Raw genomic sequence first — 20,646 nt, 5'->3', positions numbered from 1 at the left:
TTACTCAATATTTACTCGCTTAGTGTATACCTAAGGTCAAGCAAACATATCATTATAAAGACTTTTGCGGTTGCCTGAAGCTCTATCTTTATTTCTATACAGATAGATAAATTATGATTACTGTTTGCTATGGGAGTTCAACTGATCGCGTGGTAAGCTTTGCTGTTATATGCGTAGCTTTTAGCATCTGACGCGAACAAAGATTTTGGAGAGAACAATGGCACGTGGTGTTAACAAAGTAATTTTGGTCGGTAATCTGGGCGGGGATCCAGAAGTACGTTATATGCCTAACGGTAATGCTGTCACTAACGTAACGATTGCAACGTCTGAATCATGGAAAGATAAACAGACAGGTCAGCAGCAAGAGCGTACAGAGTGGCACCGTGTTGTCTTTTTTAACCGCTTAGCTGAAATCGCCGGCGAGTACATGCGCAAAGGCGGTAAAGTTTATGTCGAAGGTGCTTTGCGAACGCGTAAATGGCAGGATCAAAGTGGCGCTGATCGTTATACGACTGAGATCGTCGCCAGCGAAATGCAGTTGCTTGATAGTCGAGGAGCTGGGGATGGCGGTGGTTATCAGCAGCAGCCGCAAGCGGGTGGTTATGCGCCTCAGCAGTCTGCACCGGCCCCTCAACAACCAGCATCTCAGCCTCAGTATGCGCCTCAGCAATCTAAACCTGCTCAGCGTCCTGCAGCGCCAGCGCCACAACCGGCTCCGGCACCGCAAGCCGCTCCTGGGTTTGATGACTTTGATGATGATATTCCGTTTTAGCGTTCCATAAATGTAAAATGTAAGGTTTTACATTGTGTGATTCCAAAAGGCCCTGCTATTGCGGGGCTTTTTGTTTTTTGCGTTGTAATTATTGCCTGATAGTCTTGAGCGGTTTTCGATCGCTCAAAGATGTGCTTTTGATCGTTTTTCGCTCATCACGCCTAAATGAGCTACTCTTATAAGCCTGTTCCTTTCTTTTTATGGCATGGTGTTATTCTTGCTTACACATTTGATCGATAAAAATAATATTGTCCAATAATAGGATATTTCTTTGAACGGTGATCATTCAGTAGTTCGGCATATAAGATCACAAGAAAGTGAAACGGCGACTGAAGTTGAAATGTTGCCCCATGGGGTTTCAAAAAATCGCCTCGCATCGAAATATTTATGGTTATCCCTTTTAGTTGCGCTAATCCCTTTGATTGGATTTGCGAGCCTGTACGATTCCTACTTCTCTCAATTAGTCACCCGCTTAACGGAAGAGCAACTGGCGACAAGGGTCGCTGCTACTCAAAATGAGTTTCGTGTTTTTATTCGTGAACGTAAATTTGAAATTCAGGCGTTGACGGATCAATTTGATAGCCCTGAATATTTTGTTCCTGAGGGGCGACAGAATATCTCCTCTGAGCTTGAGAGCTTCCTGCGGCTGCAAGTGGATGCGAGAAGTGTCTATGGGGTTGTCTTTTTCGATGAGAAGGGGGAGGTTGCGTGGAGCTTTCCGGATAAACGGGAAATAGGTTTAATCTCTAAGAATAATGTTTATGAGTTTGAAGGCGCAGAATTGATAGGTCCGTCAGCATACTCTATTGAGCGCCCTTCGGGCGTTGTTTTACGGACTTCGCGACAGTTGGATGTTAATACAGATCAAAAGGGCAGTATTGGTCTGGTTCTTCGATTCAATTCATTTACAGAGATATTGCGTGGTTTGGATCAGGGAACCACGTTTCGGGTTTTGCTACAGGCTGGGGATGACAATACCTACGATGTGGTTGGTCAGCCGGTAAATATTACTGAAAATTCGGTGCAAAAATTTAGTTTGCTACCGGGATGGTCGTTACATGTAATACAAGATCGAGAGTTGGTCATGTCGCCGGTTGAAAGGATGCGTTATTGGCTAATTATTCTGATGATATTCACCGTAGCCGGGTTATTTTGGCTGCATATGAGTATCTCTCGGCGTTTAAATCGACAAGTTGAAAGTCTGATTGATAGTGTTGAGCAGGTAGCTCTTGGTAATTTGGAAACGCCTGTTGCCCATGTTCAAGGGATGGAGATGCTGCGCCTTACCCAGTCGATTGAGCGAATGAGACTTCAATTGAAAAAATTCATTCGGTCGACTTTAGCTATAGAGCGACAGGCGACTTTAGGCCAGCTAGCTGCAGGCCTAGCGCATGATATACGCAACCCCTTAACGACTATCCGCACAACTGTAGCAGCGCTCTCTCGGCGAGAAAAAAATCCAGAAAATAAAGAGATGATGAGCCTCGTTGAGGAAGAGATCGATCGTGTGAACGATGTGCTTGAAAATCTACTTAACTTTGCTCGACCTCGGGACCCTTTAGCAAGTCGAATCGATGCGAAGGAGCTACTTAGTAGTGTTGTCGCATTGGTTGGAGCATCTGCTCGCAATCAAAATATAGAGTTACGCATGCAGTGTCCTCCATCTATGTTTTTGATGGCCGATGAAGGGCATGTTCGGCAAGTATTAATGAATCTGTTATTGAATGCGCTCGAGGCGATGTCTGTTCAAGGTGATTTGATCGCACTGGATGGATGTCAAAAGGGTGCAGAAATTGCGTTATCTGTCCGAGATAATGGGCAAGGAATGCCAGAAGATATTTTGGCTCATATTATGGAGCCTTTCTATACAACGAAATCTGCCGGTACAGGGTTAGGGTTAGCGATTTGTAATACGCTGATTAAAAGTAATGGCGGGCGAATGAGCATTGAGAGTACCAAAAGTGAAGGCACAACGGTTACCGTGTTTTTACCTGTTGCAGAGGCTCAGGAGTAGTTATGAATAAGGCAATATCAGTTCTAGTTATTGATGATGAACGTAATTTAGTTCGTAGTATCAGTTTTTCCCTCCGTGATGAGGGGATGCTTGTCAGTGGAGCTTACACCGGTAACGAAGGGATAGAGCAAGCTAAAATATTAAACCCTGATGTTGTGTTATTAGATCTAGGCTTACCGGATATATCGGGTATAAAAGTGCTCGTACAACTGAGGGCACAGAACCCTGACCTTCCTGTCATTATGATTTCAGCCCATGGGGATACACGCTCGGCTGTTAAGGCGGTCAAAGAGGGGGCTATAGATTATATAACTAAACCGTTTGATATTGAGGAGTTGATCTTACTCATTCGTCGTAGCACTGAGCGTATTCGTATGCTGCGAGAGATCCGTTTTTTAAGAGAAAAAAGTACAGAAACGGGCCCTTTAGTGGGTAGTAGTAGAGAGATGACCGCCTTGCGTGATGCGATTGAGCGTGTTGGGCAAAGTTCGGGAAAAACCGTGTTGATAACGGGGCCTTCTGGTACAGGTAAAGCGCTAGTGGCGCGCGCGTTACATGATGTTCGCTTTACTGATGCACCCTTTATTGAAGTGAACTGTGCAGCACTGCCGGAACAATTGATTGAGGCTGAGTTGTTTGGTGCGGAGCGGGGCGCCTATACGGGTGCGAATCAGCGTCGCGCAGGTTTGATCGATCTAGCGGACGGCGGTACGTTATTTTTAGATGAAATTGGTGAAATTCCTCTTCATCTGCAAGCCAAATTGCTGAGTTTCTTAGAAAACCGTAATTATCGTCCCGTTGGCGCAGGCCGTGAACGGCAGGCGAATGTATTTGTAGTGGCTGCTACTAACTGTAATTTAAAAGCGAATGTCGAGGCCGGTACTTTTAGAGCCGATCTATTTTATCGTTTAAATGTATTACCTGTAGATATTCCGGGTCTGTCTGAGCGGGATCGAGATGTGACTTTATTGGTTGCCCACTTTAGTGAACTGTTTGCGCGTCAGGAGCATTGCGAGCCGATTGAGCTCGATGATGAGGTACTTAGTGTGCTTGAGAAATATGATTGGCCGGGCAATATTCGAGAGTTAAAAAATCTGATGGAGCGATTAACGATCCTCTATTCTGGTCAACGTATTACGGTCAAGATGCTTCCGGCAGAGTTTGATGAAGGTTCACGTATAGCGCCAGTGGTTAAAGATGATTATCGTGAGGCTGTTGAGGATCATGAGCGGCAGTTGATTTTAGACGCACTTAAAGAGTCTGATTGGCGGAAAGGGTTAGCAGCCGAGAAATTAGGTATCTCTCGTCATGCACTCAAGCGAAGAATACAGCGCTTAAATCTGGAGAATGGGGAATGATGCTCAGGCTTATCTGTGTTTGTTTGTTACTCATTAGCCGAGTCGAAGCTGGGGAGTTGGTATTGGGTGCATCGAAGGCTGATGCTCAAGCTAGCGTAGGCTGTCTTTTTCCTATGGGGGGGCGAGGAGGTATTTATGGGCAAGATAGTGTTATAGGTATTAAACTCGCGTTCGAGCGTTTACAGCAACCCCCTTTATCGTATCCGCCTATTCGCGTGTTGGTGGCAGATAGTAGTTCTAAGGCATCAAAGGCAGCGCGTCAGGTGCGGGATTTCGTTCGAAAAGACGGTGTACGTTTTATTTGTGGTGTCGTGAATTCGTCTATAGCTTTACAAGTGGCGGAAGTAGCTGAAGAGGAAAAAATCTTCTTTATTGGGACTGATCATGCATCCTCAAAGTTAACGAGTGGAAAGGCACGGGATTACTATTTTCGTGTCAGTAATAATGCTCAGCAATCGATGCAGGCTGCGGCACTCTATATTAAGAAAAAATTTAATAAGGGTGCGCGTGCTAAGCCCTTACGTCTTGCCTATATAGGTCCGGACTATGACTATGGCTATCAGGCATGGAGAGACTTACGAGATCGGCTTGATTATGAAGGTGTTAATTATCAAGTTGAAACTGTTCTTTGGCCTAAGCTCTATGAACCCGATTACTCCTCTTACCTCAGAGCACTTGTTGATAAGAAAGTTGATTTAGTCGTCAATGCTCTTTGGGGTGGAGATCTGGTTGCATTCATTCAGCAGGCGAATCAAACAACACTGTTTAAGCATGCTCGTTTCGCTAATTTTGATACGGGTGGTAATTATGAAGTGTTGGCCGCATTAGGTGAGGATATGCCTGCGGGGCTTATTTTATCGTCGAGGCATCATAATAACTGGCCGGAAACAGATTATAATAAATGGTTTGTTGAACGCTTCCATAAATTAACAGGGCGTTATCCCTCTTACGCAGCGGAGGGAGCGTATTCCGGTATTTTAGCTATCTCTGAAGCGCTGCGTTTAGCCGGGCCTGAAGCGAGTGATGAAGATATAAGGGAGGCTTTTAGTTCTTTACGACTTAAGCTGCCGGAAGACCCTGATGGTTTTGTTTCATTTATGAATCCACTTAATCACCAATTACAGCAGGTTATAGCGATAGGTGAAACTATACCTGATCGCCGTTTTTTGCCCGCCCGAATGATGCTAGGTAATTGGATGATTTATCATCCTAATTTGTCAGAACAGACTGAGCCCAAGTAGTTCTGTTGTTGGGACTTATTCCGATTTCTTTGTGTTCTATCCGTCTTTTGTACGTCTCTCCATTAGCCTTTGTTTGATCGGTAGCGTCTTTTTAGGCGCTCATGATTGAGCGGTTAACGATCGGTAGCTTGTTGCTGTGATCGGGTTTCCCCTTTTTATTTATAAAATTTCCTTTTTAAACAAATGGTTAGATGTTTTGTTTTTTCTTGGCACATGGCTTGCTCAATCCTGTCGAGTAGTGCAGTGAATGGGCGCGCATAAGCCGCTCATTTTATTCACAACCATAACGATAAGAATGAAAAGGCGAAAAAATAATGTTTATACCATTTGCTAAAAAGTCTGCTTTAGTGGGGTTACTTGTAGCCTCAGCCGTTGCTCAGCCTGTTCTGGCTGCTGATGAATACAAATTAGGTTTGGTTACTTTTCTTTCTGGCGGTGCTGCCGGACCTTTTGGTGTACCAGCGCAGAACGCTGCGAACCTTTTATTAGAAACGTTGAATGAAGGGGCCTTACCTGCGCCGTATAACGCTAAAGGGATTAATGGTCGTACCATTAAACCTATCTATGTAGATGAAGCTGGTGGTGCGACTAAGCAATCTTCAGAATATCGCAACTTGGTTGAGCGTCAAGGTGTTGATGCGGTTGTGGGTTATATCTCATCAGGGGATTGCCTAGCGGTACCTGCGGTTGCAGAAGAGCTAAAAACCCTAACGGTATTGTTTGACTGTGGTACGCCTCGTGTATTTGAAGATAACTCATTTAAATACGTTTTCCGTACGGGTCCGACAACAACGATGGATAGCGTAGCTGCGTCCTACTATATCAAAGATATTTTCCCTAATTTGAAAGCGGTATCTGGTATTAACCAGAACTACTCGTTTGGACATGAGTCTTGGGCTGATTTTTACGGTTCATTAAAAGGTCTGCAGGCTGATATTGATGTGCCAACTAAGCAGTTCCCTAAAATATATGCAGGCCAGTATGGCGCAGAAATTTCTGCACTGATGGTGAATTCAGCTGACGTGATTCATTCCTCTTTCTGGGGTGGTGATATGGAAGCCTTCCTACTTCAGGGTGCTGCACGTGGTTTGTTTGAAGATCAAACAGCCTTACTGACAACCGGTGAAAGTGCGATGTACCGTTTGTCTGATCAGATCCCTGAAGGCACGATCTTAGGCGGCCGTGGTCCATTTGGTATTTATGCACCGGATAATGCGCTGAACCGTTGGTTCCGTGATGCTTACAGTAAACGTTTTGGCACCCAGCCAACCTACCCAGCTTATAAAATGGTGCAAGGTATTCTTGGTTTGAAACTTGCGACAGAGCAAGCAGCGGCTAAGGTTTCTGGCCAGCCGACGACTGAAGATGTTGTGTCCGCGTTTGAGTACCTTGAATATGAAGGTCCGGGCGGCAAGGTTTCTATGAATATGGGTAAAGGCCATCAGGCAAGCATGGAAATGGTCTATGGCCGTTATGCACTTAAAGATGGTAAACCTGCTGTAACTGATGTTCGTCGCTATGCGGCTGAATGTGTTAACCCTTCCGATAATATGCCTGCCAATGAGTGGATTGAAAAAGGTATGCCTGGCGCTAAATGTAACTAAATGCGCATCCGACAAGCTAGCATCACGCTGGCTTGTCTTTTTTTTGCCCTTTTTTTTGTAAATCTGGAGCGTTGCTCATGAAATTGGTAATTGCGATGTTGATGGATGGCGTTATTTACGCCTCCTGGCTTTTTGTAATCGCAGCCGGCCTAACTCTCATCTACGGTGTGATGAGAATTCTTAATATGGCCCATGGTAGTTTTTATGCCATTGGTGCTTACGGCGGTGCCTCGCTGGTGGGGTTTTATTTAGCGGGTGGTTATCCACCGTGGGGAGCTTATTTTATGCTGCTAGGGGCTGCCCTCATTGGCGGAACCATAGTAGGACTTCTGATCGAGCGCGGTCTGTTAAGGATGATGTACGGTCGTGACGAAGTGGTCATGATTCTAGTGACCTATGCGATTTTATTGATACTGGAAGATGTTATTAAGCTGATTTGGGGCGTTGATGCGTATTTTGCTTATCAGCCATATACCCTTTTAGGACGAACAAAGCTGGCGGGCTTGTCGTTTGCAAATTATGACATCTTGTTGATTTTTGTATCAGCACTGATCTGTTTTGTACTTTGGTGGGGACTGAATAGAACCCGCAAAGGTAAGTTGCTACAAGCGGTTATTCATGATCGTGATACAGCTGCTTTCCTCGGTATTAACGTCACACGTATGTTTACAGTTACTTTTGTTATTGGTGCTGTTTTAGGTGCGTTGGCGGGTGCATTGACGGCGCCAGGCATCTCTGTTATGCCGGGCATTGGTGTTGAAGTTATTATTTTGGCGTTTGCTGTGGTGGTAATTGGCGGCTTAGGCAGTGTAGGGGGTGCATTACTGGGTGCCTTAATTGTTGGGCTGGCCCGCTCTGCGGCGGTACATCTTTACCCTGATGCTGAGTTGTTTGTTATTTATGGTGTGATGGGGTTAGTACTTGCGTTCCGTCCTCAGGGCCTCTTTGCCATTGCTACCGCGAGGAAAATTTAACATGAAATATGCAACGACGATGATCATAGGGGCAGGTATCGCGTTATTAGCGGCTGGCCTCTTTATGCCGGGATGGTTAACATTTTTATTGACCTTAGCATTCGCTAAAGGGCTCGTTGTGATGGGACTACTGCTGCTGATGCGTGCAGGGCTTGTCTCATTTGGTCAAGGTCTTTACTACTGCCTAGGTGCCTATTGTGTTGGTATCGCTGGCGACTATTTTGAAACCCAAAATGCATTGCTGCTGATCTTACTGGCGGTAGTGGTTTGTGTCGCTTTAGCGGCGGTTATTGGGCTGCTTCTATGCCGTTACAGGGATATATTCTTCGCCATGTTCTCGATGGCTTTCTCGATGATCCTTTACGGTGTACTGGTTAAAAGCTCTGCCTTTGGTTCATCCGATGGTTTTAATGTTAAGCCACCTTTGTTGTTCGGTTGGACGCCTACAGGTGAAAGCGGCCCCTTCCTTGCCTACGGTTTAGCTGTAGTTGCGCTTGTTGGGGTGGGTATCTTTGTGTGGCGCTATCTTCGATCCCCAATGGGTTATGCCGGTGAGGCGGTTCGAGAGAATGAAATTCGTGTCGAATATCTAGGTGCTTCAGTGCGTAGAATTATCTATACGAAATATCTATTAGCCGCTGCAATGGCTGGACTTGGTGGTGGTATTACGGCGCTAGCGGCCGGTCACATTGATCCTGAAATGGCGTATTGGACGACCTCCGGTGAGTTTGTCTTTATTGCCTTGATGGGTGGCGTTGGTCATGCTGCGGGTCCCGTTATTGGCGCGGTGCTATTTGAGTTGTTGCGAACTTATGCATTCCAAATATCCCCTTACACATGGCAGATGATTTTAGGTATAGCGTTACTGGTCATCATTCTCTATCTACCTAAAGGTGTTTGGTCTCTGGTCGAGCGCGTAACGAAAGGTAAGCCATTATGAGTGCTTTATTAGAAACACGTTCATTGGCTCGTAATTTTGGTGCTGTTACGGCGGCGGCTGATATCGATGTCACGATTAATGCGGGTGAAATTGTTGGTGTCATTGGCTCAAATGGCGCGGGTAAAACAACCTTTATCAATATGGTAACTGGCTATCTTGCACCCAGTAGCGGTGAGATCTTATTTAAAGGTAAAAGTATTGTTGGGAAAAACCCTCGGCAGGTTATGCGAGCAGGTATCTGCCGTTCATTTCAGGTCGCACAACTATTTCCTGAATTGACGGTACTAGATAATGTCTTGATCGCTTACGGCATCATGAAGCACAAGATTTTACCGTTGATGAGCCCCTTAGCAACAAAAGCCAATATTCAGCAGGCTGAACAGCTGTTGGAAGAGTATGGCATTACCAGCTATATGGCTGAAACGGTTGTGACCTTGCCTCAGGGTGTTAGGAAGTTACTTGATATCGCTTTAGCGATGTTGCGTAAACCTGAAATCTTGCTACTTGATGAGCCGACTTCAGGTGTGGCCATTGATGATAAGTTTGAGTTGATGGATACCGTGATGCGTGCTGTACGTAAGTCAGGGGCGGCTGTGTTGTTCGTTGAACATGATATGGAAGTGATTGCGCGTTATTCAACCCGCCTTATTGCTTTTTATGATGGTCGAGTATTAGCCGATGGTGCAGTAAGTGAAGTCATGAATGATGAAAAAGTAAAAGAGCTTGTTACGGGCCACCACCTAGATATCGATTACGAACAGGAGGTGCAACATGCTTAAGTTGTCATCGATTAATACAAATATTGCCGGTACGCCCATATTGCGTGATGTTAATCTGGCCATCGAGCCGGGTGTTCTTGTGGGTCTGATTGGCCGCAATGGTGCAGGTAAAACGACACTGATGCGGACCGTAATGGGCTTGCTTGCGCCTGAGTCGGGCAGTATTACGATCCACGGTCAAGATATGACGACGTTAGCGCCTCACTTCAGATCACAGGCGAAAGTGGGCTATATGCCTGAAGACCGACAGCTCGTACCAACGCTAACGGTCGAGGAAAATATTCTTATACCAGCTTGGGCTAATACGCTACCAGGCGCTGAAGCGCGTTTGGCTTGGGTTTATGAGTTGATGCCAGAAGTAGAAGCATTTGCAGACCGAAAAGCACTGCAGTTGTCCGGTGGCCAGCAAAAATTGGTAGCTCTTGCTAGGGCGTTGATGACGGGTAGTCACTTATTACTATTAGATGAGCCTTTTGAAGGTGTAGCGCCGGCCTTATCCCGTCGATTGGCGAGTGTTTTACATACCTTAAAAGATGAAGGTCTAACGGTATTACTGTCTGAATCGGATTATAGCCACTCGGCTGATTTGGTCGATAAAATTTACACTATAGAGCGTGGCGCAGTATCTGCACAGAAGCAGGTAGGAGAAGAGTAATGACTGATTTTGTTTTTAATTTTCCTAAGCAACTGATTTGTAAACCAGGTGCAGCAAAAGAGCTGGGTGAGATTTGCCTGCGTACTATAGGTCAGCGGGTGATGGTGGTTACTGACCAAGGGATTGTTAATGCAGGTTTGCTAGCACCTATATTGGACACACTTAAAGCTGCAGGTGTTGAAGCTTTAGTTTTTGATCAGGTTCTAGCGGATCCAGCGGAACAGATTGTACTAGCCGCAACTCAGCAAGCTATAGATGCGGGTGTTGAGGGTGTGATCGGTTTAGGTGGTGGTTCCTCGATGGACGTTGCTAAGCTTGTTGCATTACTAGCAAAAGGCGAAGAATCATTAGCTGATATTTATGGGGTTAATATGGTGAAAGGTCAGCGCCTTCCACTGATTCAGATCCCTACGACGGCTGGTACTGGTTCTGAAGTGACTGCTGTATCCATCATTACGGTTGGGGAAGGGGAGAAAAAAGGGGTTGTCTCCTCTCAATTACTACCTGATCTGGCTCTGTTGGATGCTGAATTGACCTTAGGCTTACCGGCGATGGTGACTGCTACAACTGGTGTTGATGCGATGGTGCATGCTATTGAAGCTTATACCTCTGCAAGCCCTAACCATAATTTGATTTCTGATGCGTCCGCCAAAGAGGCCTTACTGCTCTTAGGTGCTAACATTGAGTCGGCGGTTCATGATGGTACGGATCTTCAAGTACGCTCAAATATGTTATTGGGATCAATGCTAGCTGGGCAAGCGTTTGCTAATTCCCCAGTGGCTGCTGTTCATGCATTGGCTTATCCATTGGGTGGTATCTATCATCTGCCTCATGGTTTAACCAATGCGCTAGTGTTACCGCATGTGATGCGTTTTAACCAGTCTGAGTGTGCTGAGCAATATGCTGAGTTAGCGCCGTTGGTTTTTCCTCAGTTAGCAGAAATTGCTGATGTTGTAGAGCGAAGCAATGCATTCATCGAAGCGCTAGATAAGCTAAACCGCTCCCTCGGAATATTACCGCAACTACGTGATTACGATATCGAAGAGTCGGCAATACCTACTTTAGCCCTGGATGCGATGAAGCAGACTCGTTTATTAGTCAATAATCCACGTGAAGTTAGCCTTGAGGATGCAACAGCTATCTATCAAGCGGCGTGGTGATAGCTCATTTTGATATGAAATTGGAGTGCTTTGGGGGGGTAAAAACTTCGCCTTAAAGACAGTTTATTCATGTCTATATTGATAGAGCCAACTAAATGCCAGTAACCTTGTTCGTGTTAGGTTCAAGGTTACGGAAAATTGCCGTATGAGGCCTTTAAATGCAATTAAATAATCCTACTTTATTACAACAGCAGTCCTTTATTGATGGGCAGTGGTGCGATGCAAGTAACGGCGATGTTTTTGTCGTTAAGAATCCGGCGACAGGGGACGTTCTTGCAGAAGTCGCGGACTTAGGTGCTGATGATACTCGTCGCGCGATTACCGCTGCTGAAGCGGCTCGTTCCGATTGGAGTGCTTATACCGGTAAAGAGCGTAGCGCGTTGCTACGTCGATGGTTTGATCTGATTATTGAAGCGCAAGATGATCTTGCTGTTTTGATGACGTCAGAGCAAGGCAAACCGGTTAATGAAGCACGTGGTGAAGTGCTGTATGGCGCATCGTTTGTTGAATGGTTTGCCGAAGAAGCGAAGCGTGTCTATGGGGATATTATTCCGCCACATGGTCGTGATAAGCGTCTGCTAGTACTTAAGCAGCCGATTGGTGTTGCTGCAGCCATCACGCCGTGGAACTTCCCTATAGCGATGATTACTCGTAAAGTGGCTCCGGCCCTAGCGGCGGGCTGTCCGGTAGTCATTAAACCATCGGAGCTTACACCCTTGTCAGCGCTGGCACTTGCTCAGCTTGCACTCGAAGCGGGATTCCCTAAAGGGGTGTTTAATGTTGTTACATCCACGAATGCACCAGAAGTTGGCAAAGTACTGTGTGCGGACTCTCGTGTACGTAAGCTATCGTTTACCGGCTCTACACCTGTAGGTAAGTTATTAGCGGAGCAGTGCGCTAGCAATGTTAAGAAGGTTTCGTTGGAGTTGGGAGGTAATGCACCTTTTATTGTTTTTGATGATGCTGACTTAGATGCAGCGATTAGCGGAGTGATTGCTTCAAAATTCCGTAATGCGGGGCAGACTTGTGTTTGTACTAATCGGATCTTTGTTCATGAAGCGGTTTACGACACTTTTGCTGAGAAATTAAAGACAGCGGTACAAGCGCTTGCGGTAGGTAATGGGTTTGATGAAGGTGTCGCAATAGGCCCACTTATTGATGACCGTGCGTTGAATAAAGTTGAAAGCCTAGTTAATGATGCGTTGGATAATGGCGCAACATTGCTGAGTGGTGGTGAACGCTTTACGACTGTAATAAACGGCTATCGCCCAACGATTTTAAGTAACGTTGATAATAATATGCGTATTGCTCAGGAAGAGATCTTTGGCCCAGTGGCGACTTTGATCCCATTTACTGAAGAGCAAGATGTAGTACAGATGGCTAATGACACACCATTTGGGTTGGCTGCGTATTTCTATTCGCGAGATATAGGACGTGTTTGGCGCGTATCGGAAGCTTTAGAGTACGGTATGGTTGGGATTAATGAGGGTATTATTTCAACAGAAGTAGCGCCATTTGGCGGTATCAAAGAGTCGGGTTTAGGTCGCGAAGGTTCTAAATACGGTATCGATGATTATGTTGAGATTAAGTACCTTTGTATGGGTATTAGCTGATTTGTAGTTTAGGCTTTCTTCAGTGCTATATTGCCCCTTAATAGGGGCTTTTTTATTCCGTCATAAAATTGATTACGGTCTTTATATGGCATCTGTAAAACAGGTAGATTATGGAGACAAAAGCTTATTAGGGTGGAATGTTATAGCCGAAGATAAACTCTGTATCGGGCTAAAGGTAAGAGTGTATATCGCTGGCTATCTTTTTAGTGAAGGTGAGTCGTGAAGTAATGAGATATTGCACTGTTTACTTCGTTGCTTTCATTAATTGTTTTCCATAAACTCGAAGCTCATAAATCAGTTTTAGATTGAATGCCTCGCATTGCGAGGTTTTCTGTTTCTAGGGGCTGTTACTGTAAATATATAAGATCTTTTAATTACTTATTGATCAATGTGGAAAGTTTCGCTGGCTTAATAGGCGGATTAAGGTATATCTTTTAATTATTCCCTCGTTACCTTGAGGAATAGCTTTTTTGTCTTCAATTTACAGTGCAGCAGTACTTACCTAACAAGTGTGTATTGTCGAAATAAACGAATGGATCTGGAATTACTTCTTAAACCTGTCAAAATTTTAATCACCGGTGCTAAAGGGCAAGTTGGTACGGGTTTAACTCGCTTGGGGGAAACGGATTCATTTTTTGAAATTATTGCGCTAGATAAGTCCGCTTTAGATATCACCAACGAAGAGCAGATCAGAGATCAGCTGGCACATTATCTACCTGATTACGTTATTAATTGTGCTGCATTCGATCATGTGGATGAAGCAGAGCATAAAGCTGATTTATGTTATGCGGTTAATGCAAAAGGTGTAGAGAAATTAGCTTTGGCCTGTGGTGACCTTTCCATTCCGATGTTTCACCTCTCAACTGATTATGTGTTTGATGGTCATTATGCGAGTGGTTATACAGAAGATGATGAGGTTGCCCCGCTAGGTATCTATGGTGATAGTAAGTGGCAAGGTGAAGAGCTTTTGCGTCAAGTATTGCCAAAGCATCTTATTTTACGAGTGAGCTGGTTGTTTAGTGAGCAAGGTAATAACTTTGTACTAAGAACCTTAGATGCGGCTAGAACACAGGATGCCCTCGAGGCGGTAAGTGATCGTCGGGGCTGCCCAACATCAGCGTCTGATGTCGCTAGAGTTATTTTGGCTATGCTGAAACAAGTTCATAGTGGAGCCGAGGCTTGGGGCACTTATCACTACTGTGGTGCAGAGATCACAAACCGTTATGACTTTTGCAAAGAAATTTTGATCGCTGCGGGTAGCTATGAGAATTTTAAAGTTGAAACGCTAGTGCCGATCTCAAGTAAAGATTATGTAACTGAAGCTCAAAGGCCTAATACGTCAGTGCTGACTTGTAAAAAGCTTTTGAGCGTTTTTGGTATACGGCAACGCCCATGGCGACAAGAGTTGAAATGGCTGATGCGTATTATCTACAGTTCATCAAAACCTTAGAGCTTTTAGCTCCAAGGTATTGCTGAATGTGTAAAGGCGACAGTTAGTATATACGCAAATGTCGCAACAGCAGCAAAGAAAGCCCCCAGTTTGATAAGTGGTGTTTTCCCTCTTTTTAATGCGATTGTGCCTAAAACTATATATAAGACTAGAGCGAGTAATTTTGCGGTTAGCCAGTGATCTACAAAGGGGTACTGTTGTAGTAAAACGGCTAGCGTTATTGCACTAATAAGCAACACAGAGTCAATAATATGTGGTGCAACTTTTACCCAACGTTTTTCCATCATTTTAGGTTTCAGAAAAACCCAAAAAGCTCTTAATAGAAAAAAACTGATGCTTAATACTATGGCTGTTAGGTGTATATGCTTTATTGCTATGTACATAATGGTGTTTATCTTCTCTGTAGTGTTTTATATATCAAGGTTAATAAACCTTTCTAGCTAAGATAGCGATTTAAACAAATCAGCGTTATTCACAGCTTGCTTAGATTCTATGTTATTTTAGGCCTCTAAAATAAAGCTTTATACTGCGTATGCAAGAGATTCATGCCTAATACTTCAAAACACACTACTCTCGTCGATCGTTTTGGACGCACTGTTGATTATATCCGCTTATCGGTTACCGATAGGTGTGATTTTCGGTGCGTGTATTGTATGGCTGAGAATATGACATTTTTACCCCATGCTCAGGTTTTATCTTTAGAAGAGATTGAGCAAGTTGCCGCAGCTTTTGTCGGTTTAGGTGTAAAGAAAATTCGCCTGACAGGAGGTGAACCGCTTGTACGTAGGGATGTTATAAAACTGATTCGTGGGGTTGGGCAGCTCAATGCGGAGTTATCCATCACCACTAATGGTTCGCAATTACTGGATATGGCAGCCGACCTGAAAAATGCAGGTGTGAATCGCTTAAATATTAGTATTGATAGCCTTAGAACTGACCGCTTTAAAGAGATGACCCGTACCGGCAAGTTAGCTCAAGTATTAGCGGGTATTGAGGCTGCTGTAAAGATTGGTTTCGACCGTATAAAACTGAATACAGTCGTGATGAAAGGTCGCAATGACGACGAGGTGCTTGATCTTGTTGAATATGCGCGTGACGCTGGAGTTGATATCAGTTTTATTGAAGAGATGCCGCTAGGTAATATCTCTGAGCATGATCGCGCCAAAGTGTATTGCTCTAGTGATGAGGTAAGCGCACTTATTAGCGAGCGTTATCAGCTCGATCCAACCTCTGAGCGAACCGCAGGTCCATCCCGTTATTACCGAATGCAAGACTCGGAAAGTCGAGTTGGTTTTATCTCCCCTCATAGTCATAATTTTTGTTCAGAATGTAATCGCGTTAGAGTGACAGTTGAAGGTCGATTGCTGCTTTGTTTAGGTAATGAACACTCAGTTGATCTGCGTGAAACCTTACGTCAATACCCAGATGATATAGAGCGTTTGCAGCAGGTTATTGTGAAGGCGATGGATTTAAAACCGGAGAAACATGAGTTTGATCTGGATGAAGAGCCCCAAATTGTCCGTTTTATGAATATGACGGGCGGTTAGACTGTCCCCTATTTTTAATAATTTAGTTTTAGGATTATTCCCGAATGTCACATACACCTAAAGATGCTGAATTTACACCGCTAAATATAGCGGTACTGACTGTCTCTGATACAAGAACGATTGATACAGATACATCAGGGCAGGCTTTAATTGAACGCTTAGAGAGCGCGGGCCATCAATTGGCAGCACGCCAGATTGTTATTGATGACGTTTATGAGATGCGGGCGATTGCTTCCAAGTGGATCGTAGATCCTGAGATACATGTCATTATTTCAACTGGAGGAACGGGATTCGCTGGACGTGACTCTACACCAGAAGCGATGCAGCCATTATTTGATAAAACGATTGAGGGGTTTGGTGAATTATTCCGTCAGATCTCAGCCCAACAAATTGGCACATCTACTATTCAGTCACGGGCATTGGGGGGCTTGGCAAATGGTACAGTTATTTTCTGTCTGCCAGGATCCACTGGTGCTTGTCGGACGGGGTGGGATGATGTTATTTCTGATCAACTGGATAGCCGCCATAGACCCTGTAACTTTGTCACTATGCTCATGAAGCACCGTGCGGATAATCAGTAGGTGGTGAGGGCATGAATAGCTGTGATACACAATCAGGTTTACTACCTATTGGAACCGCATTAGAGCGCTTGGTTGAAAATTCTAAACCTATAGCGGGCATTGAAACTATTACTATCGCGGAAGCATTGGGTCGTGTGCTTGCAGAATCACCTATAGCTTCAGTATCAGTACCACCTGCAGACAATAGTGGTATGGATGGTTATGCACTTAATACGGCAGACCTTACTGATGGCGTTACTCGGCTAGCGATTAGTCAACGGATTCCTGCTGGTTCATCTCCTCAGCCTTTACAGTCGGGAAGCTGTGCTCGTATTTTTACGGGTGCGGAAATACCTGTTGGAGCTGATACCGTTGTGATGCAAGAGAATGTAACGCTCGACGGTGATCTCGCGGTGTTTCCTGAAGGGATCTCTGTTGGGGGTAATATTCGCCGAGAAGGGCAGGATATAAGAACTGGCGATTCTGTTTTGGCTGCGGGTGTTCGTTTACAACCTGCGGATCTCGGTGTTTTAGCCTCAGTGGGTTTAGCCGAAGTTAGTGTTTATAAACGTTTAAAAGTGGCTATTTTGTCCACCGGAGATGAGTTAGTCGAGCCGGGTTTACCTTTAGCTTCAGGGCAAATTTATAACTCTAATCGATATATCCTTACGGGCTTACTGAAAAGCTTAGGTATGGACGTGATCGATTTAGGCTGTATTGCTGATACACGAGAAGCGACATTAGAAGCACTCGAACGAGCGGCTAATATAGCGGATGCCATTGTAAGTACGGGTGGGGTCTCTGTTGGTGAAGAGGATCATGTTAAAGGCTGTATTGAAGCCTTAGGTGAACTTGATATGTGGAAAATACGTATCAAGCCTGGTAAGCCGGTTGCTTATGGTCGAGTAAAAGACACTCCCTTTATAGGTTTGCCGGGTAATCCTACCTCTACCTTAATTACATTTTGCCTATTAGCTAGACCTTGTCTACTTGGATTGCAGGGAGCGGCTTATCAACCACCTATAGTGCTTTCTGTGCCCTCCGGTTTTGTCCGGAATAGGGCGATTCAACGACAAGAATATCTCCGAGTTCGTTTCGAGGATGGAAAGCTGATCCCACACGCGAATCAGAGCTCAGGCGTTTTAGCGTCAGCAAGCTGGGCTCACGGTTTAGCAGTTGTACCTCCGAATACACAGGTTCAGATAGGCGATAGTATTGGTTTTATACCTTTCTCGGAATTGCTAACTTAGTTTATTGCGGGCATTACTTAATTTTCCTGCAGAGTCGATGGGAAAACTGTAAAATATGCCCTTCATTAAGCGCAGTGCTGAGGAACACATGACAGACCAGCAGGATCCGTATAAAGAGATAAGACCATTTAACGATGCTGAAGTAGCCGATGCCCTCACTCATATATTACATGATGATGAGTTCATCTCAGCGGTTACGCGATACCAGTTTCCTAATCTGTCTAGGCGTTTAGGCTGGTTACTTAAGCCGTTTGTGCGTATTGCCCTTGCCCGTAAAGTGGGTGATGTGGAAAGTATTGCTGATTTTCAGGCGCTGGTGGGTGATTATATGAAAAAGATGATCGCTCGTAGTACGACTAAGCTAACCTGTAGTGGGATCGACCAATTTGATCCCGAAGACTCCTATCTTTTTATCTCTAATCATCGTGATATCGCAATGGATCCAGCGTTTGTTAACTGGGTGCGTTATCAGTATGGAATGGATACTGTACGTATCGCAATAGGCGATAACTTACTCAGTAAGCCTTATGTTTCTGACATTATGCGCCTGAACAAAAGCTTCATTGTTAATCGCTCAGCAACAGGTCGAGAGATGATGAAGGCTTTAACTCAGTTATCCTCTTATATAGATCATAGTATCCAGAGCGGCCACTCTATTTGGTTGGCGCAGAGGGAGGGGCGCGCGAAAGATGGTAACGATACAACTGACCCCGCCATTTTAAAAATGCTTTATATGGCTCACCGTAAAGTGAGAAGCTTCTCTGAACAGGCTAAACGCTTAAATATTATTCCAGTCTCAATCTCTTATGAATATGATCCTTGTGATTCGCTGAAGGCAAATGAGTTATATGCCAAAGAAACGGAAGGAAATTATGAAAAATCTAAGTTTGAAGATATTGAAAGCATAGTGAGAGGAATTACCGGCCACAAAGGACATGTTCATGTGGCGTTTGGGGATCCAATAGAGGGAGACTTTGAAACACCTGAAGCATTAGCTGAAGAGATCGATCGCCAAATTATCTCTAATTATTATTTGCATCCGTCTAATTTGTTAGCGGCGGGCGAAGATTGTGAAGTGACAGAAGAGGCGCGACAAGGGTTGGAGGAGCGATTGAATAATACAGCTAAAGGCGCGGAAGATATTTTGCGAAAAATGTACGCTAACCCCGTGTTTAATCAAAGAAAAATCCAGGAGTAAACATGAGCAAGCTGAGTCATTTGGATGATCAAGGTCATGCAAATATGGTGGACGTCTCGGAAAAGCAGGTTACATTCCGTGAAGCTGTCGCTTATGCAGAAATCCAGATGCGTCCAGAGACTTTGGCACTTATTGTTGATAAAGGGCATAAAAAGGGCGATGTGTTAGCTGTTGCACGTATCGCGGGTATTCAGGCGGCGAAAAGAACCAGTGATCTTATACCTCTCTGTCACCCTTTGATGTTGAGTAAAGTTGCTGTGGATTTACAACCTAATTATGAACGTAATTTAGTAGAAATCACTGCAACTTGTAAGCTGTCAGGGCAAACTGGTGTTGAGATGGAGGCACTAACTGCTGCTTCGGTTGCGGGTTTGACGATCTATGATATGTGCAAGGCTGTTGATAAAGAGATGGTTATTGGCTCTGTAAAAGTGCTTGCAAAGTCGGGTGGTAAAAGCGGTGATTGGAAGGTAGAGAAGTAGAAATGATAAAAATTCTATACTTTGCTAGTTTGCGAGAACGTTTAGGTATTGAGCAGGAGCTGTTAGAGCTACCTGCGGAGGCTACAGTTGCCGGCGTAATTGATAGGTTGGTGGACCGACATGGCGATCAATGGAAAAAAATACTAAAAGATGATCAGGTTTTGACTGCGGTTAATTTAGAGATGTGTAATCTTCAGCAGTCTGTCTCAGATAATGATGAGGTGGCCTTTTTTCCACCGGTAACGGGGGGCTAAAATGTCAGAAAAGAAACCGAGTGTATTGCAGTATATACGAGCCTTTTTCTATTATTTAGGCTTTTATCCGCTAACGATTATTCACTCCTCGTTGAGTCTGATTGTTAGTCCAGTGCTTAACTTTCAGCAGCGCTTTAAATTTATTACCTTAATTAACTACTTTTATATCTTTTGGTTGAGAATCTGCTGCGGTGTAGATGTAAAAATTACAGGCCGTGAGCACTTACCTAAAGATGGAGCTTATGTTGCTGTAGCTAATCATTCTAGTGAATGGGAAACCCTGTTTTTACAAACATTTGTACGACCTCAGTGTGCAGTTCTAAAGAAAGAGCTCCTGAGCATACCCTTTTTTGGTTGGGCACTCGGGTTGCTAAAGCCTATCGCGATTGATCGTAAACAACGTAGAGGCGCGCTTAAACAGCTGCTTACTGAAGGTAAATCCCGCCTAGAAGAAGGTATTCCCGTTGTAATCTTTCCGCAGGGAACACGAGTTCCAGTAGGGAAAATGGGAAAATTTAATAAAGGTGGCGCTATGCTGGCCTTAAGTGCAGGGGTTCCTGTCGTACCTATAATCCATAATGCCGGTATTTACTGGCCAGGCAAAAGTTTCACTAAAACCCCTGGGGTTGTACAGGTGCATGTAGGCGAGTCTATTCCTGTTGAAGGGCGTACAGTTGATGAAGTGCATGCTGATGTAGTGGAGTGGCTTGAAAAGCATATGAAAGAGTTGGGTTTGGTTTAATCGATATGCTCGTTGTTACGCATAAAAAAACCGCCATGTAGGCGGTTTTTTTA

Annotated in this window: 20 protein-coding genes; 19 read left to right on the top strand and 1 reads right to left on the bottom strand. The window is 44.5% G+C overall.

All coding sequences use genetic code 11. The features are described from left to right. Nucleotides 1–217 precede the first annotated feature (217 nt). The 12 genes from ssb (at nt 218) to rfbD (ending at nt 14,560) form a co-directional block, all read left to right on the top strand. The gene (gene ssb, locus Q4486_RS07190; protein ID WP_303518909.1) at nt 218–772 is read left to right on the top strand and encodes a single-stranded DNA-binding protein; all 555 of its coding nucleotides are present in this window, start codon (nt 218–220) and stop codon (nt 770–772) included. 271 nt (nt 773–1,043) lie between these two features. Beyond that, nucleotides 1,044–2,786, top strand: a complete 1,743-nt coding sequence (locus tag Q4486_RS07185) for a sensor histidine kinase (protein ID WP_303518908.1) — start codon at nt 1,044–1,046, stop codon at nt 2,784–2,786. 2 nt (nt 2,787–2,788) lie between these two features. Next, nucleotides 2,789–4,144, top strand: a complete 1,356-nt coding sequence (locus Q4486_RS07180) for a sigma-54 dependent transcriptional regulator (protein ID WP_303416090.1) — start codon at nt 2,789–2,791, stop codon at nt 4,142–4,144. Next, nucleotides 4,141–5,385 carry an ABC transporter substrate-binding protein gene (locus Q4486_RS07175; RefSeq protein WP_303416091.1) on the top strand — a complete coding sequence of 415 codons (1,245 nt, stop codon included), beginning with the start codon at nt 4,141–4,143 and terminating at the stop codon, nt 5,383–5,385. Before Q4486_RS07180 ends, Q4486_RS07175 begins: the two co-directional genes overlap by 4 nt. Before the next feature lie 314 nt (nt 5,386–5,699). Continuing rightward, entirely contained in the window at nt 5,700–6,989 is a 1,290-nt protein-coding gene (locus Q4486_RS07170; protein ID WP_303416093.1) for an ABC transporter substrate-binding protein, read from the top strand. A gap of 77 nt (nt 6,990–7,066) precedes the next feature. Further along, entirely contained in the window at nt 7,067–7,963 is an 897-nt protein-coding gene (locus Q4486_RS07165) for a branched-chain amino acid ABC transporter permease (protein ID WP_067983832.1), read from the top strand. A gap of 1 nt (nt 7,964) precedes the next feature. After that, nucleotides 7,965–8,903, top strand: coding sequence for a branched-chain amino acid ABC transporter permease (locus tag Q4486_RS07160; protein ID WP_303518907.1), 939 nt, complete (start codon nt 7,965–7,967; stop codon nt 8,901–8,903). After that, nucleotides 8,900–9,682 (top strand): ABC transporter ATP-binding protein, encoded by a 783-nt coding sequence (locus Q4486_RS07155; RefSeq protein WP_303416095.1) that lies wholly within the window; start codon nt 8,900–8,902, stop codon nt 9,680–9,682. Before Q4486_RS07160 ends, Q4486_RS07155 begins: the two co-directional genes overlap by 4 nt. After that, entirely contained in the window at nt 9,675–10,337 is a 663-nt protein-coding gene (locus Q4486_RS07150) for an ATP-binding cassette domain-containing protein (protein ID WP_303416096.1), read from the top strand. The genes Q4486_RS07155 and Q4486_RS07150 overlap by 8 nt, the downstream gene beginning before the upstream one ends. Continuing rightward, nucleotides 10,337–11,497 (top strand): iron-containing alcohol dehydrogenase, encoded by a 1,161-nt coding sequence (locus Q4486_RS07145; protein WP_303518905.1) that lies wholly within the window; start codon nt 10,337–10,339, stop codon nt 11,495–11,497. The genes Q4486_RS07150 and Q4486_RS07145 overlap by 1 nt, the downstream gene beginning before the upstream one ends. A gap of 158 nt (nt 11,498–11,655) precedes the next feature. After that, complete coding sequence (locus Q4486_RS07140; RefSeq protein ID WP_303416099.1) at nt 11,656–13,110, top strand: NAD-dependent succinate-semialdehyde dehydrogenase; 1,455 nt, start codon at nt 11,656–11,658, stop codon at nt 13,108–13,110. 532 nt (nt 13,111–13,642) lie between these two features. Next, the gene (rfbD, locus tag Q4486_RS07135) at nt 13,643–14,560 is read left to right on the top strand and encodes a dTDP-4-dehydrorhamnose reductase (protein ID WP_303518904.1); all 918 of its coding nucleotides are present in this window, start codon (nt 13,643–13,645) and stop codon (nt 14,558–14,560) included. A 5-nt stretch (nt 14,561–14,565) separates the two neighbouring features. Here rfbD and Q4486_RS07130 read toward each other — a convergent pair whose 3' ends face one another. Beyond that, complete coding sequence (locus Q4486_RS07130; RefSeq protein WP_303416104.1) at nt 14,566–14,943, bottom strand: SirB2 family protein; 378 nt, start codon at nt 14,941–14,943, stop codon at nt 14,566–14,568. Nucleotides 14,944–15,105: 162 nt separating this feature from the next. Between Q4486_RS07130 and moaA the strand changes: the two genes are divergently transcribed. The 7 genes from moaA to Q4486_RS07095 are packed head-to-tail and all read left to right on the top strand — an operon-like array spanning nt 15,106 to nt 20,593. Further along, a complete protein-coding gene (gene moaA, locus Q4486_RS07125; RefSeq protein WP_303518903.1) occupies nt 15,106–16,107 on the top strand; it encodes a GTP 3',8-cyclase MoaA in 1,002 nt (333 codons plus the stop codon). Nucleotides 16,108–16,151: 44 nt separating this feature from the next. Then, on the top strand, nt 16,152–16,688 hold the full coding sequence (gene moaB, locus Q4486_RS07120; RefSeq protein WP_067862802.1) for a molybdenum cofactor biosynthesis protein B: 537 nt from the start codon (nt 16,152–16,154) through the stop codon (nt 16,686–16,688). 11 nt (nt 16,689–16,699) lie between these two features. Further along, nucleotides 16,700–17,917 (top strand): gephyrin-like molybdotransferase Glp, encoded by a 1,218-nt coding sequence (gene glp / locus Q4486_RS07115; protein ID WP_303518902.1) that lies wholly within the window; start codon nt 16,700–16,702, stop codon nt 17,915–17,917. Between the two features lie 55 nt (nt 17,918–17,972). After that, nucleotides 17,973–19,115 carry a 1-acyl-sn-glycerol-3-phosphate acyltransferase gene (locus Q4486_RS07110; protein ID WP_368500063.1) on the top strand — a complete coding sequence of 381 codons (1,143 nt, stop codon included), beginning with the start codon at nt 17,973–17,975 and terminating at the stop codon, nt 19,113–19,115. 2 nt (nt 19,116–19,117) lie between these two features. Continuing rightward, nucleotides 19,118–19,597 (top strand): cyclic pyranopterin monophosphate synthase MoaC, encoded by a 480-nt coding sequence (gene moaC / locus Q4486_RS07105; protein WP_303416113.1) that lies wholly within the window; start codon nt 19,118–19,120, stop codon nt 19,595–19,597. Between the two features lie 2 nt (nt 19,598–19,599). Next, a complete protein-coding gene (gene moaD, locus Q4486_RS07100; RefSeq protein ID WP_303518900.1) occupies nt 19,600–19,851 on the top strand; it encodes a molybdopterin converting factor subunit 1 in 252 nt (83 codons plus the stop codon). Nucleotide 19,852: 1 nt separating this feature from the next. Beyond that, nucleotides 19,853–20,593, top strand: coding sequence for a 1-acyl-sn-glycerol-3-phosphate acyltransferase (locus Q4486_RS07095; protein WP_303518899.1), 741 nt, complete (start codon nt 19,853–19,855; stop codon nt 20,591–20,593). Nucleotides 20,594–20,646 lie beyond the last annotated feature (53 nt).

The sequence above is a fragment of the Neptuniibacter sp. 2_MG-2023 genome (assembly GCF_030547495.1).
In the GTDB taxonomy this organism is placed as follows: domain Bacteria; phylum Pseudomonadota; class Gammaproteobacteria; order Pseudomonadales; family Balneatricaceae; genus Neptuniibacter.
This window is presented reverse-complemented; position numbering and strand designations above follow the sequence as displayed.

Bases quoted from the DNA above. Each gene is read 5' to 3' on its own strand.
- ssb (WP_303518909.1), top strand. From the start codon at position 218: ATGGCACGTGGTGTTAACAAAGTAATTTTGGTCGGTAATCTGGGCGGG.
- Q4486_RS07180 (WP_303416090.1), top strand. From the start codon at position 2,789: ATGAATAAGGCAATATCAGTTCTAGTTATTGATGATGAACGTAATTTA.
- Q4486_RS07175 (WP_303416091.1), top strand. From the start codon at position 4,141: ATGATGCTCAGGCTTATCTGTGTTTGTTTGTTACTCATTAGCCGAGTC.
- Q4486_RS07170 (WP_303416093.1), top strand. From the start codon at position 5,700: ATGTTTATACCATTTGCTAAAAAGTCTGCTTTAGTGGGGTTACTTGTA.
- Q4486_RS07165 (WP_067983832.1), top strand. From the start codon at position 7,067: ATGAAATTGGTAATTGCGATGTTGATGGATGGCGTTATTTACGCCTCC.
- Q4486_RS07160 (WP_303518907.1), top strand. From the start codon at position 7,965: ATGAAATATGCAACGACGATGATCATAGGGGCAGGTATCGCGTTATTA.
- Q4486_RS07155 (WP_303416095.1), top strand. From the start codon at position 8,900: ATGAGTGCTTTATTAGAAACACGTTCATTGGCTCGTAATTTTGGTGCT.
- Q4486_RS07150 (WP_303416096.1), top strand. From the start codon at position 9,675: ATGCTTAAGTTGTCATCGATTAATACAAATATTGCCGGTACGCCCATA.
- Q4486_RS07145 (WP_303518905.1), top strand. From the start codon at position 10,337: ATGACTGATTTTGTTTTTAATTTTCCTAAGCAACTGATTTGTAAACCA.
- Q4486_RS07140 (WP_303416099.1), top strand. From the start codon at position 11,656: ATGCAATTAAATAATCCTACTTTATTACAACAGCAGTCCTTTATTGAT.
- rfbD (WP_303518904.1), top strand. From the start codon at position 13,643: ATGGATCTGGAATTACTTCTTAAACCTGTCAAAATTTTAATCACCGGT.
- Q4486_RS07130 (WP_303416104.1), bottom strand. From the start codon at position 14,943: ATGTACATAGCAATAAAGCATATACACCTAACAGCCATAGTATTAAGC.
- moaA (WP_303518903.1), top strand. From the start codon at position 15,106: ATGCCTAATACTTCAAAACACACTACTCTCGTCGATCGTTTTGGACGC.
- moaB (WP_067862802.1), top strand. From the start codon at position 16,152: ATGTCACATACACCTAAAGATGCTGAATTTACACCGCTAAATATAGCG.
- glp (WP_303518902.1), top strand. From the start codon at position 16,700: ATGAATAGCTGTGATACACAATCAGGTTTACTACCTATTGGAACCGCA.
- Q4486_RS07110 (WP_368500063.1), top strand. From the start codon at position 17,973: ATGCCCTTCATTAAGCGCAGTGCTGAGGAACACATGACAGACCAGCAG.
- moaC (WP_303416113.1), top strand. From the start codon at position 19,118: ATGAGCAAGCTGAGTCATTTGGATGATCAAGGTCATGCAAATATGGTG.
- moaD (WP_303518900.1), top strand. From the start codon at position 19,600: ATGATAAAAATTCTATACTTTGCTAGTTTGCGAGAACGTTTAGGTATT.
- Q4486_RS07095 (WP_303518899.1), top strand. From the start codon at position 19,853: ATGTCAGAAAAGAAACCGAGTGTATTGCAGTATATACGAGCCTTTTTC.